Raw genomic sequence first — 11,944 nt, 5'->3', positions numbered from 1 at the left:
AACGGCGTGCGGTCCCCGCCGTCTGCGCGGGTGACGCGCTACCGCGCGGGCGGTTCCTCCGAGGCGAGCAGGTCCCGCAGCTCGTGCAGGGCCTGACGGAGCTCGGTGGCGAACCGGTGCAGGCCGTCCGCGACGGTTCGGGGGGTGCTCAGGTAGAGATTGAACGTCTCGGGCAGCAGGACGTACGCCGCGCCGACGCACTGGCTGCTCGTCGAGCCGAAGCCAAAGAACTCGACGTTGACCGACGGTGCGGAGCTCGTGCTCAGGAAGTCGTCACGGGTCTTCACCCAGCCGGGCGTCTCGTACAGGGCGAGCGGCTCGTGGACCCCGAGTTCGTCGCCCTGGCGGCGGGCGATGAACTGCAGCTCCCACAGGTGCTGCTCGGGAGCCCGGCCGGCCTGGCAGTCCTTCGCCCGCGTGACGTGGGCCTGGGCGGCGGTGCGGAAGGCGGCCCGTCGGGTGTCCGCGGTCGCGGTGGGGTCGCCCATCGCGGCGACGAACGCGAGGACCTCGGGGGTGACGACCCGCATCGCCTCGGTGCGTCCACGGCGCCAGGCCCGGGTCGCGATCGACTCGTAGGTGGCGCCGACATGACCCTTGGCCCGCACGTGGGCGAGCTGGTAGGCGAGCTGCACGAAGGCGTCGGGCGACATCCGCAGCCGCTTGGCCTCGTTCTGACCGAAATCGTCGATGCGCAGGGTCATCGAGGCGGTCCCGGCGGCGAAGGCGACGAACGACTCGTCCGCCGCGGCGATGTCGGCGCGCAGCGTGTCGTCGAGGACGAACGTGACCGCGTCGATCGTGGGCAGCCCCTGCGCCCGCGCCCCTGAACTCGCCGCATGCTCCTGGGGGGAGGTGGCGAGCAGATCGTCCACGAAGCTGAGGATGGTGGTGCCGTCCAGGCCGCAGTGTTCGACGTTGATGCCAGCCCGTCCGTCCGGGAAGACGATCAGGGAGACGGCCTTGTCGAACCAGCGGTTGGCCGCGTCGCCGTGCAGCAGTCGGTCGCAGGTGGCGAGGTCGTCGGTGGGGTTCTCGTCTTCCAGGCACACGCAGAACAGGGCTGTCTCGATCGTGTCGAGAGCCTGCTGGTTGGCCGGGTCGAGCGCGAGCAGACGGCCTCGGCTGTCCGCCCAGGCGGCGCGTGCCTTCGTCGTGAGGTGGCCGACGGCGCCGTCCGCGGGGGCGCGGCGCGGGGTCTGCTTGACCACGGCGGCGAGGCCCGCGACCAGATCGGCGAGGGCGTAGGGGCTGCCGTCGGGGCCGATGACGTCCATGCGCACGGGGTTGCCGCGGTGGAACACCACGATATGGCGTGCGGTCGACGGGCCAGGCCATGCGGCGCTGTAGGGGGTCCGGACGGTGTCCTGGACGGCGCCCGGGATGCGGGTGGTGGAGAACAGGAACGTGTTCTGGGCCATCGACAGCGGGGTGCCGCGTTGCAGGACCGGGGCGATCCGCTCGTCGTCCAGCCGCAGCTTGTAGTCGACCGCGGCGGTGATCAGGCCGGCGGCGCGTTCGAGCTGGGCCTGGCCATCGGCGTCCAACGACGAGGAGTCGTTCGCGGGGGTGCCGGCGAACAGGAAGATGTAGTTGGCGTTGAGCGCGATGCGGTCGCGGCGGCCCAGGTAGCGGGAGTCCCAGAAGTCGTCCAGCCAGCTGTGCACACCGTCGGTCGCGTCGTAGCGCTCGAGGGCCGCGTGCAGGATCGGGCCGGGGCCGTCCGGAGCCTGGAACGCGGCGACGGCGGCGGCGGTCTCGGCTCGTTCCGCCTCGGTGAGCAGCGGCGCGGACCAGGCGAGGAACCGTTCGCAGCTGTCGGCGAGGCTGGGCAGCGGGACCCGCGGCAGCTGGTCATCGTGGGCGAAGGTCGTGGCGTTCAATCGTGGCCTCGGTTTGTCCGATGGGGCATCGTTCGTGGAGTCGGGCGGTTCCATCGTGGCTGGATATGTGTCGAGATGCCCGATCATCACCTGATCCGGCTCGCCGGAGCAGGCCTGACCTGGGCGATCAGGCTGGTCACGCGGTCAGCGTGGTGCCGCCGCGGGTGCCGTGGGTCTGGGCGCGGGAGGCGCCGGTGGGCGTGGCGGTGGAGGTGCTGCCGGCGGCGAGCGAGGCGGTGCCGCGGGGACGGGAGATGTGCAGCTCGGCGTACAGCCAGCCGTCGGCCTCAAGACCGCGCGGATCGACGCCGACCGTGGCGAGGGTGTCCAGCACCTGCTCGCGTTCGCGGGCCGAGGCGAACCTGCGCTGCGGGAACACACCATCGACGCGCTCGGTCTCGTAGCCGAGGGCGCCCAGCGCATCGGCGATCGGGTCGAACGGGAACATACGCAGGACGAAATGGGCCATCGCCGGCCGTCGGTGTTCGTCGGCGGCGCGGGCGATCCGCTCTATGGTGGGGGCGCCGATATAGCCGATGCAACCCGTGGACACCACCAGGTCCACCTCGGCGAGCAGCGCCTGTTCCTGGCTGGTCGGTTCGCGGTTCTCCAGATCCGCGCAGACCGCGTCATCGAGGAACCCGGCCGCCAGCGCATAGGCGATGGCGGGGCGGGAGCTGTCCAGCCCGATGAAACGGGGTGTGGTCGGGCCGCGGTGCGCGCCCGTCAACGCGCGGTCCCGAGCCGCGAGCGAGGCGGGGCCGGTCTCCCCGCCGGCGGGGAGACCGGCGTACCGGGCGTACATGTCCGCCATCGTCAGGTCGCAGCGCAGCAGCGCGGCGTTCACCCCGTAGGAACAGCCGACGTCGAGGATGACCGGCGCCCGACCCCGCCGGTCTCCGTGCTCGTCGACAAGCTGGCCGAAGAAGGGCTTGGCAAGCTCGGGAATAACATAGTCGAGGCGCCGTAAGGTGGTGAAGTAGGCGCGTGGATCGGGTTGGGTGTAGATGTGGTCGAGCGAGACCTTGCCGCTTTCGTCGAAGCCTTTTTCGTCGAATATTCTGTCGTTGGAACCGGCGGCGGTGCTGATGTTGTCGTGATGCACGCGGGCGCTTCTCCTCGAACAATCTGTGGTGCGCTGTCGGGCGACGGTCACGCAGGGGCGGTGGCGGGGCGGGCGGGGCGGATGCGGCGGCTAGTCGAGCAGGGCGTCGACGCGGACGGCACCGGCGTCGGCGCTCTCGTGCTCGGGCAGGAAGCGGCCGAACAGCTGCCGGGTACGCTCCCGGCTGCCGATCACACCGGCGTGTTCGGTGTAGGCGAAGATCGCGCAGTGCCGGGCGGTGTCACCCTGGACGGGGCTGACCCGGTGCATCGAGTAGCGGCCGAGGAAGAGCTGCAGGTCACCGGGACGCAGCGCCAGCCGGTGGACGAGACGGTCATCGGTGCCACGCAGGACCGCCCGCACGTCGTCGAAGTTCTCCGCCTGCGCGGTGCGGATGTTCGGGCAGTACTCGAACGTGCCGCCGGTCTGGGCCGCCTGGGTGAGAACGCTGACCGCGAACTCGTTGGTGTCGAAGTGCCACGGGTGTTCCAGGCCCGGTGAGATCACGTTCAGGCACAGGCCGGCGAGCGGATCGGCCAGTTCGTGCACGGCGGGCAGGCCAAAACAGGCGGCCACGAAATGCTGGAACCCGGCGCTTCGGTACAGGCGGTGGATGTCGAATCCCGCCGGTATCTGGTCGCGGGCCACGAAGGCGTTGCCCCGCCGCATGATGTGCCGGCCGGGATGGTCCGCGGGGAGCGCCGCGTCGACCGGAATGTTGTAGGCGTTGACGTCCTCGATGCGATCGTAGCCGAGCCCGGCTATGGACGAACATTCTTCGGCCAGATGGCCGAAGGCCGTCGGCGCAATGAATCCCGGTAGCACGCTGCAGCCGTTGGCGGCCAGGTCGTGGCGTGCCCGTGATACGACGTTCCACCACTGGGCGCTGGTGGGTTCGCTGATCGGATAGCTGGCCGTATCGACCAGGTCGCTGATGGTCCGGGTGTCGGTGGCACCCATGAATCACCTCTTTACCGCCGCTCGATGGTTCGCGCATCACCTGTGACAGGTGATCGGAACCGGAATTACCCCATGCTGACCCGGAGGTCACGGTAACGAAAGACAGTGTGAGATGACACACGGTGCTGTGGGGGGTGGTCGGGAACCGATGGCGCGACCACCATCAAAGTGTTATGTCAAACCTGTGGCCAGGGCCTTTGTCGGAGCCGGTGCGGTCCGGTCATAGCGGTGCGGCGGGCGCGGTTCTTCGCGGGTCAGAGGCTCATGCGGGTGAGATGATGGGCGCCGAGGCGGAAGGCATCCGCGAGGACCCGGATACGCGCGGGGCGTCGGTTCGGATCGAGGTCGAGAGCGCGCAGGAGTACCTCGTCGAGGGTCTGGGCCACCGGAAACGGCAGCCGGCAGCCGCGCAGCGGTGCGGGGAGTCCGCCTCGGCCCGGCGCCACCCCGGCCAGCCCGTGGTAGGCCATCGCCGCCAGGCGGAACACGTCGGTACGTGGTCCGATGCGCGGGCCGGGCAGACCGTAGCGTTCCTGTTCCGGCGCGCGGTATTCGGCGGGGCCTTCGCCGGCGAGCCGGGCGACCGCGGCGAGACCCAGGTCGCGCAGCACCACCGGCCTGGCCGCGACCGAGGGACGGGACCGGCTGGCCCCGGGCAGCAGCACCGCGTCCGGTGTGACCGCGCGGTGGCTGTAGCCCGAATCGTGCAGGGCGGCGAGAACGTCACCGACGCCGGCGGCGACCCGCAGTAACGCGACGGCCCGGGCCTGGTCGGGTGGTGGCATCCGGCGCGGCGCCGGCGGGCCGAACATCTCCCGCCAGCTGCGGCCAGCCGGCCGGGCCGACAGCAGCACCCCCTCGGCGGCGGTGAGCTGGCCCGCGACGAGGCTGGGCAACCCGGCGCGGCCACCGATCTCGGCGAGCAGCTGCAACTGGCCGTCGACGGTGGCGAGCAGGGCGTGCCCACGGTCACCGGGCTGCCGGACCAGCACATGGCGGAACCACACCGGCCGCGGGTTCGGGCCGACGACGCGGGCGGTGCCCTCGCGCAGCACCCAGGCGTCGTCGGTGCCGCGCCGTTCGGCCGGGTCCCCCTCGAGCATGCAGGCCCGGCCGGCCATCCGGACGGTCTCACCGCCGCGCCACCGTCGCCGGGCGGCACCGTCATCACCGCCACACAGGCTCAGTCGCGGGCCCCGCGGCCCGCTGACCCGGGGGAAGACGTTCTCGGCGGGCGGCGAGGGCGGGGCGGCGTCGGGCGGGGACGCGGCGGTGTCGGGCCGGGTGGTGTCGCGCCGGGTGGTGTCGGGCCGAGTGGTGTCGGGCCGGGCGGTGTCGCGCTCTGCCCGCAGCGGACGAAGGTGGGCGGGGAACGTGCGGGGACGCGGATCCGGCATTCGAGATCGCTCTTCCCGGAGTGGTGGATTGTATTGACCGCAAGAAGGCTAGCCGAATCGGCCTACCGTCATCCGGAGAATTCCGCCAGAGCCTCGAGAATCTGCTGGCCGTATTTCGCCAGTTTGTTCTCGCCAACCCCGCTGATGCCGGCCAGCGCGGCCAGATCAACCGGCCGGCGGTTGGCGATCTCGCGCAGTGTGGCATCGTGGAAGATGACGTACGCCGGCACGCTCTGCTCCTTGGCGCTCGCCGCTCGCCACGCCCGCAGCGCCTCGAACACCGGCGCGGCCTCGGCCGAGAGCTCCACCGGGGCCGCCGCGCCGCGCCGGGACCGCCCGCCGCCCTCCGCGCGGGTACGGCCCCCGCCCTCGGCGCCGCCGTCACCGCGGGCGCCGCCCGTGCTGCTACGCAGGGGACGGGCCGGTTCGCGGCGCAGGGCGACCGAACGGGAACCGCGCAGCACCTCGGCGCTGGCCTCGGTCAGTGCCAGGGTGCCGTGCTCGCCCTGCACGGCCAGCAGGCCCTGGGCGAGCAGTTGGCGCACGACGGCGCGCCATTCGAGTTCGCGCAGGTCCGTGCCGATGCCGAAGACGCTGAGGGCGTCGTGGCGATGCTGTTCGACCTTCGGGGTGCGCCGGCCGAGCAGAATGTCGATGGACTGGCCCGCGCCGAACCGCTGGTTGCGTTCCCGGTCCAGGCGCAGGACTGTGGACAGCAGCTTCTGGGCGGGGATCGTGCCGTCGAACGACTCGGGCGGACGCAGGCAGCTGTCGCAGTTGCCGCAGGGCTGCGTGCCGTGCTGACCGAAGTAGGCGAGCAGGCCGACCCGGCGACACTCGACGGTCTCGCACAGCGCGAGCATCGCGTCCAGATGGGTGGACAGCCGGCGACGGTGCGCCGCGTCGCCGGGTGAGGAGTCGATGAGCCGCCGCTGCTGGACGACATCCTGCAGGCCGTAGGCGAGCCAGGCGGTGGAGGGCTGCCCGTCCCGCCCGGCGCGGCCGGTCTCCTGGTAGTAGCCCTCGACGGACTTGGGCAGGTCGAGGTGGGCGACGAAACGGACGTCCGGCTTGTCGATGCCCATGCCGAACGCGATGGTCGCCACCATCACGATGCCGTCCTCCCGCAGGAAACGGGACTGGTTGGCGGCGCGGACCCGGGCGTCGAGGCCCGCGTGGTACGGCAACGCGGGTATGCCCTGGGCGACCAGGAACTCGGCGACGCGCTCCACCGAGGCGCGCGAGAGGCAGTAGACGATGCCGGCGTCACCGGCGTGCTCGGTGCGCAGCAGTTCCAACAGCTGTGCCTTCGGCTCCTTCTTCGACTCGATGCGGTACTGGATGTTCGGCCGGTCGAAGCTCGAGACGTGGTGGTGGGCGTCGGCGAGCTCGAGGCGGGCGGTGATCTCCCGGTGTGTCTCCGGTGTGGCCGTCGCCGTCAGCGCGATCCGCGGCACCGTGGGCCAGCGCTCGTGCAGCATCGAGACCTGGAGGTAGTCAGGCCGGAAGTCGTGCCCCCACTGGGCCACGCAGTGCGCCTCGTCGATGGCGAACAGGGAGATCGACGCCCGGTCGAGCAGGCGGGTCGTCGCCTCGACCCGCAGCCGCTCCGGTGCCAGGTAGACGAGGTCGAGTTCGCCGGCGAGCAGCGCGCCCTCGACCGCCCGGCGCTCGCCGACGTCCTGGGTGGAGTTGAGGAAACCGGCTCGCACGCCAAGGGCCCGCAGGGCGTCGACCTGGTCCTGCATGAGGGCGATCAGCGGGGAGATGACGACGCCGGTGCCCGACCGGACCAGGGCGGGAATCTGGTAGCACAGCGACTTGCCACCACCGGTCGGCATGAGTACCAGCGCGTCGCCGCCGCCCACGACATGGTCGATGATCTCGCGCTGGCCGGAGCGGAACGCGTCGTACCCGAAGATCCGCCGCAGCACCTCTTCGGCCCCGGCCTCGGCCGCGGGTGGCCGCATGCCGGTGGGACGGGCAAGCTCCGCGGGGCCGACAGGCACGGTCATGACTTCACCCTACGGTCGCCCCGTCGGGGGCCAGCGCCGTGGGTCGCCGGCTGTGGACAGTGCCCCCGCGGACCCCGCGGGCCCTGTGGACAGCGGATGGTGTCGCAGGTCGGGCGTCCGACGAGCGGTGGGTGGTGGGCGACGGTGGCGGTCGCCGCTGGTGGACAGCGACCGGTACCTCGTTACGATCCAGAGGATTTGCCGCTGTGGTCCGTCGGCGGGCCTTCCGTTCGGGCTGAGGTGATTCGTCCGGGTGGCTCGTATCCGGGCTGAGGAGAGGATCACGCGATGTCCACCGATCCGGCGCCGGTCGCGGTCGCCGCCCTACGCCTGTCCGACCCGGTGCAGGTCGGGCCGCATCGCCTGTTGGGCCGGCTCGGTGGCGGCGGGATGGGCGTGGTCTACCTGGGTGACGGTCCACTCGGCCAGGTGGCCATCAAGATCATTCGGTCGGAGCTGGCGGACAACCCCAACTTCCGGGTCCGGTTCCAGCGGGAACTGCAGGCCTGTTTCCGGGTCCGCGGCAGTCACACCGCCACCCTGCTCGACTTCGACATCACCGCCGACCCGCCGTGGATCGCCACCGAGTTCCTCGCCGCTCCCACCCTGGAACAGCAGGTCGCCCGCCACGGCGTGCTGGCCGCCGCCGACCAGCGTCGCCTCGCCGCGGGTCTCGCCGACGCGCTCGTGTCCATCCACGGCCCGGGTCTCATCCACCGCGACCTCAAACCGTCCAACGTCATGTGGACGACGCACGGCCCGATCGTGATCGACTTCGGGGTGGCGGCGGTGCGCGACGCCGGCCAGCTCACCGTCACCGGGACGTTGATCGGTACGCCGGGCTGGCTCTCGCCCGAGCAGCTGGTCACCGGCGGGATCGACGCGGCCGCGGACGTGTTCGCCTGGGGCGGCCTGATCTGCTACGCCGCCACCGGAAGCCCGCCGTACGGGCAGGGCCCGGCCGAGGCGATCGCCTATCGGATCGTGCACGAGGAACCGCGGGTCGACTACTCGCGGATCGACGAAGCGCTGCACGAACTCGTCCGCCAGGCCCTGTCCCGCGAGCCCACCGACCGCCCCACCGCCGCCCAGCTGCGCCTCGCCCTGATCGACCATCTCGGCCCGGCCCGCCCGATCACCGCGGGCGGCGCGGGTGCTGCTACCGGTGGCTTCCACGCGTCTGGCGGCGCTGGCGGTGCCGGGCCGGCTCGGACGGTTCCCGAGACCGTGGTGACACCGGCCCCGTCGGCCAGCCCGCCGCCGTTCGCCGCGGCGATGGGTCCGGTGGGCGCCGGGGCGTCCGGCGCTACCCCGCCGTGGAATCTCTCCGGCACCGCGACGCGGGGACCGGGCGGGCCCGCGGACGGTTCCACGATGAACACGGGCAGCGGCAACGGCGGCGGCGGCGGGCGGGCGGCTCGGTCGAGGCGGCGCGGGCGGGTGTTCGCGCTGGGCGCGGGCGCCGTCGTGCTGGTGGCGGCCGCGGTCGTCACGGTCGTGGTGCTGATGGGCGGCAACGACGGATCGGACGGATCGGAGGGGTCGGGGGAGTCGTCGACCTTCACCTACTCCGCGACCGGGCCGTGGCGACTGATGATCTCCGACCATCAGTCCGGGGACGACGTGGGCTGCACGGTCACCGCGTCCGACACCGCCGCCAACCCGCCCGGTCTCTCCCTGCCGACCAACGCGGTCTACGGGGAGGAGAGCTACCAGATGCACCTGGTCGGTGACTTCGCGTTGGACGTCGCGCCGGCCGATCCCGGCTGTGTCCTCCAGGCGATCGACGGCGCGGGCGACGCGCCGCTGCCCTTCACCGTGCAGCACAACGGCGACAGCACCGCGTTCCAGGCGCCGGGGGCCGTCGAGATCCAGGTCCGCGACTTCAACGGCAGCGACACGTGCGATCTCGTGCTGCGCGATGTCGCCTCCGGTGAGGACATCGACGTCGTGACCGCCAGCCCGGACGCGCCGACCGTCCGCCTCGACCCCGGCGGTCACGCCCAGGTCTACCTGGCGGCCGCCGGCTGCGTCACCAGGATCGCCGCTGTCTCCTGACCTGCCTGGTGAGCGGGCCAAGACAGGTCAGCAGATGCGGGGGAGGGACTCGCCGAGCGGGCGATCGACGATCCGGGTGCCGCCGAAGGCCGTGCGGGCGACGACCACACCGGGATGCTCGGCGGTGACCGTCCCGATCGCGACGGCGTCGCGGCCGTGGGGATGGGCCCGCATGGCGGCCAGGACGGCGTCGGCGTCGGCCTCGGCGACGAACGCGACCAGGCGTCCCTCGTTGGCGATGTGCAGCGGGTCGAGGCCGAGAAAGCCGCAGGCCGCCGCGACGACGGGGGGCACGGGGACAGCGGATTCGGTGAACTCGACCCCGACCCGGGCCGCCGCGGCGATCTCGCACAGGCTCGTCGCGAGTCCACCACGGGTCGGATCACGCAGTGTGTGCACGCCGGTGCGGGTGGCTGTGAGCATGGCCGCGACCAGGCCGTGCAGCGGGGCGGTGTCGGAGTGGACGTCCCCGCCGAACTCCAGGTTCTCGCGAACGCTGAGCACGGCGATCCCGTGCTCGCCGATCGGTCCGGACAGCAGGACCCGGTCGCCGGGTGCCGCGCGGTCCGGGCGGACGTCGACCCCGGCGGGAACCACCCCGACGCCGCTGGTGTTGATGTAGAGCCCGTCGGCCAGGCCCCGTTCGACGACCTTGGTGTCCCCGGTGGCGATCGGGACGCCGACGGTGGCCGCGGCCCGGCCCATCGCCTGCGCGACCCGTCCGAGCAGGTCCAGTTCGAGGCCTTCCTCGAGGATGAACCCGGCCGACAGCGCCAGCGGCATCGCCGCGCGACAGGCCAGATCGTTGACGGTGCCATGGACGGCGAGCTCGCCGATCGAACCGCCCGGGAAGAACAGCGGCCGCACGACGTAGGAGTCGGTGGTGAACGCGATCCGCCCGCCGGGGACCGCCAGCACCGCCGCGTCCGCCAGGACGGCGGCGTCGGTGCCGGGGGAGGCGGGGTCGGGGCCTGGCGGGGCGAAGGCGGGGAGGAAGAGGTGTTCGACGAGCTCGGCGGACAGGATGCCGCCGCCGCCGTGGCCCAGCACGATCCGCGCGTGTTCGCGCAACGGGGCGGGGCAGCTCCAGTCGGCGGCGCGCACGGGGGCGGTCACCGTCCACCGCCCACGGCGGACAGCCGGCGGTGCTGGAAGTAGGCCGCGCAGGCACCTTCGGCGGACACCATGGTCGCGCCGAGGGGACGGCGCGGGGTGCAGGTCGTCCCGAACGACGGGCACTGCGGTGGGCGCAGGCGGCCCTGAAGGACCTCGCCGCTGTGACAGTCGGCCGACTCGGCGACGGTGAGGTCCGCGATGTCGAAGCGGAGCTCGGCGTCCAGCTGCGACCAGGCGGGGGACAGCCGCCAGCCGGAGGCCGGGATCATCCCGATGCCCCGCCAGGGACGGTCGCACACGGTGAACACCTCCTCGAGCATGGCGCGGGCCGACGGGTTGCCCTCGGGCCGCACCGCCCGCGGGTAGGCGTTGACGAGCGTGATGCGTCCGGCCTCGAGTTCGGTGATGGCGTGGCGGACACCGTCGAGCAGATCCAGCGGTTCGAAGCCGGTGACGACGATCGGGACGCGATGCTCGGCGACGATCGGTTCGTACTGCGCGGTGCCCATCACGGTGCACACATGGCCCGCGGCGAGGAACGCCTCGACCCGGTTGTCCGGCGAGGCGAGTACCGCCCGCATCGCCGGCGGGACGAGCACGTGACTGACCAGCATCGTGAAGTTCGTCAGGCCCCGGCGCCGCGCGGTGACCGCGGCCATCGCGGCCGCGGGCGCGGTCGTCTCGAAGCCGACGGCGAAGAAGACCACCTGCCGGTCGGGATGCGCCTCGGCGAGGCGGACCGCGTCCAACGGCGAGTAGACGACCCGGACGTCCCCACCGTGCGCCCGCACCGTGAACAGGTCGGTGGTGCTGCCGGGCACCCGCAGCATGTCCCCGAACGAGCAGAGCATGACCTCGGGCCGGGCTGCGATCGCCAGCGCCCGGTCGATCATCTCCAGCGGGGTGACGCACACCGGGCAGCCCGGCCCGTGGATGAACTCGACCTGGTCGGCGAGCAGCTGGTCGAGTCCGTTGCGGATGATCGCATGGGTCTGCCCGCCGCACACCTCCATCAGGGTCCAGCGGCGGGTGGCGGTGGCGGCGATCGTGTCGAGCAGGGTCGCGGCCAGCCGCGGATCGTGGAACTCGGTGAGGTACCTCATCGGCCGCCCTCCTCGGCCGGCAGCGGGGTGCTCTGGAGCGGGGTGGCCGGTAGCGGGTCGGGTCCGAGTTCCTCGGCGAGCAGGCCCAGCTCGCGGAAGGTCGCCAGGGTGCGGTGCGCGGCGGCCTCGTCGACGACGGTCAACGCGAAACCGGCGTGGACGATCGTGTACTCGCCGATGGACGCGTCCGGCAGGTAGGCGAGGCACGCCGTGCGGGTGGCCCCGCCGAAGTCGACGAGTGCCATACGGGTGCCGCGGTCGTCCCAGATCTCGGTGATCCGGCCGGGTATGCCCAGGCACATGGGGG

9 protein-coding genes are annotated in these 11,944 nt (G+C 72.2%); 1 reads left to right on the top strand and 8 read right to left on the bottom strand.

Translation table 11 applies throughout. The features are described 5' to 3' along the window. Positions 1–38 precede the first annotated feature (38 nt). From MXD61_RS07815 to recQ, 5 genes are all read right to left on the bottom strand, one after another. A complete protein-coding gene (locus MXD61_RS07815) occupies positions 39–1,937 on the bottom strand; it encodes a choline/carnitine O-acyltransferase (RefSeq protein ID WP_248812168.1) in 1,899 nt (632 codons plus the stop codon). Between the two features lie 82 nt (positions 1,938–2,019). Next, entirely contained in the window at positions 2,020–2,988 is a 969-nt protein-coding gene (locus tag MXD61_RS07810; protein WP_248812167.1) for a class I SAM-dependent methyltransferase, read from the bottom strand. Between the two features lie 90 nt (positions 2,989–3,078). Beyond that, positions 3,079–3,948, bottom strand: a complete 870-nt coding sequence (locus MXD61_RS07805; RefSeq protein ID WP_248812166.1) for an arpA protein — start codon at positions 3,946–3,948, stop codon at positions 3,079–3,081. 254 nt (positions 3,949–4,202) lie between these two features. Then, a complete protein-coding gene (locus MXD61_RS07800; RefSeq protein ID WP_248812165.1) occupies positions 4,203–5,345 on the bottom strand; it encodes a hypothetical protein in 1,143 nt (380 codons plus the stop codon). A gap of 68 nt (positions 5,346–5,413) precedes the next feature. After that, positions 5,414–7,360, bottom strand: a complete 1,947-nt coding sequence (gene recQ, locus MXD61_RS07795; protein WP_248812164.1) for a DNA helicase RecQ — start codon at positions 7,358–7,360, stop codon at positions 5,414–5,416. Between the two features lie 288 nt (positions 7,361–7,648). Here recQ and MXD61_RS07790 point away from each other — a divergent pair, with 288 nt between their 5' ends. After that, on the top strand, positions 7,649–9,418 hold the full coding sequence (locus tag MXD61_RS07790) for a serine/threonine-protein kinase (protein ID WP_248812163.1): 1,770 nt from the start codon (positions 7,649–7,651) through the stop codon (positions 9,416–9,418). Between the two features lie 27 nt (positions 9,419–9,445). Here the strand turns inward: MXD61_RS07790 and hypE are convergent, their stop codons facing one another. Genes hypE through MXD61_RS07775 form a run of 3 tightly spaced genes read right to left on the bottom strand, consistent with a single transcriptional unit; the run spans position 9,446 to position 11,939 of the window. Next, positions 9,446–10,534: a hydrogenase expression/formation protein HypE gene (gene hypE / locus MXD61_RS07785; RefSeq protein ID WP_248812162.1), complete on the bottom strand. Its 1,089-nt coding sequence runs from the start codon at positions 10,532–10,534 to the stop codon at positions 9,446–9,448. Further along, entirely contained in the window at positions 10,531–11,637 is a 1,107-nt protein-coding gene (gene hypD, locus MXD61_RS07780; RefSeq protein WP_248812161.1) for a hydrogenase formation protein HypD, read from the bottom strand. Before hypD ends, hypE begins: the two co-directional genes overlap by 4 nt. Then, positions 11,634–11,939 carry a HypC/HybG/HupF family hydrogenase formation chaperone gene (locus MXD61_RS07775; protein ID WP_163548216.1) on the bottom strand — a complete coding sequence of 102 codons (306 nt, stop codon included), beginning with the start codon at positions 11,937–11,939 and terminating at the stop codon, positions 11,634–11,636. The genes hypD and MXD61_RS07775 overlap by 4 nt, the downstream gene beginning before the upstream one ends. Positions 11,940–11,944 lie beyond the last annotated feature (5 nt).

The sequence above is a fragment of the Frankia sp. AgPm24 genome (assembly GCF_023243055.1).
Lineage (GTDB): Bacteria > Actinomycetota > Actinomycetes > Frankiales > Frankiaceae > Frankia > Frankia umida.
The sequence above is the reverse complement of the archived record's forward strand: the minus strand, read 5'-3'. Positions and strand labels throughout refer to the sequence as shown.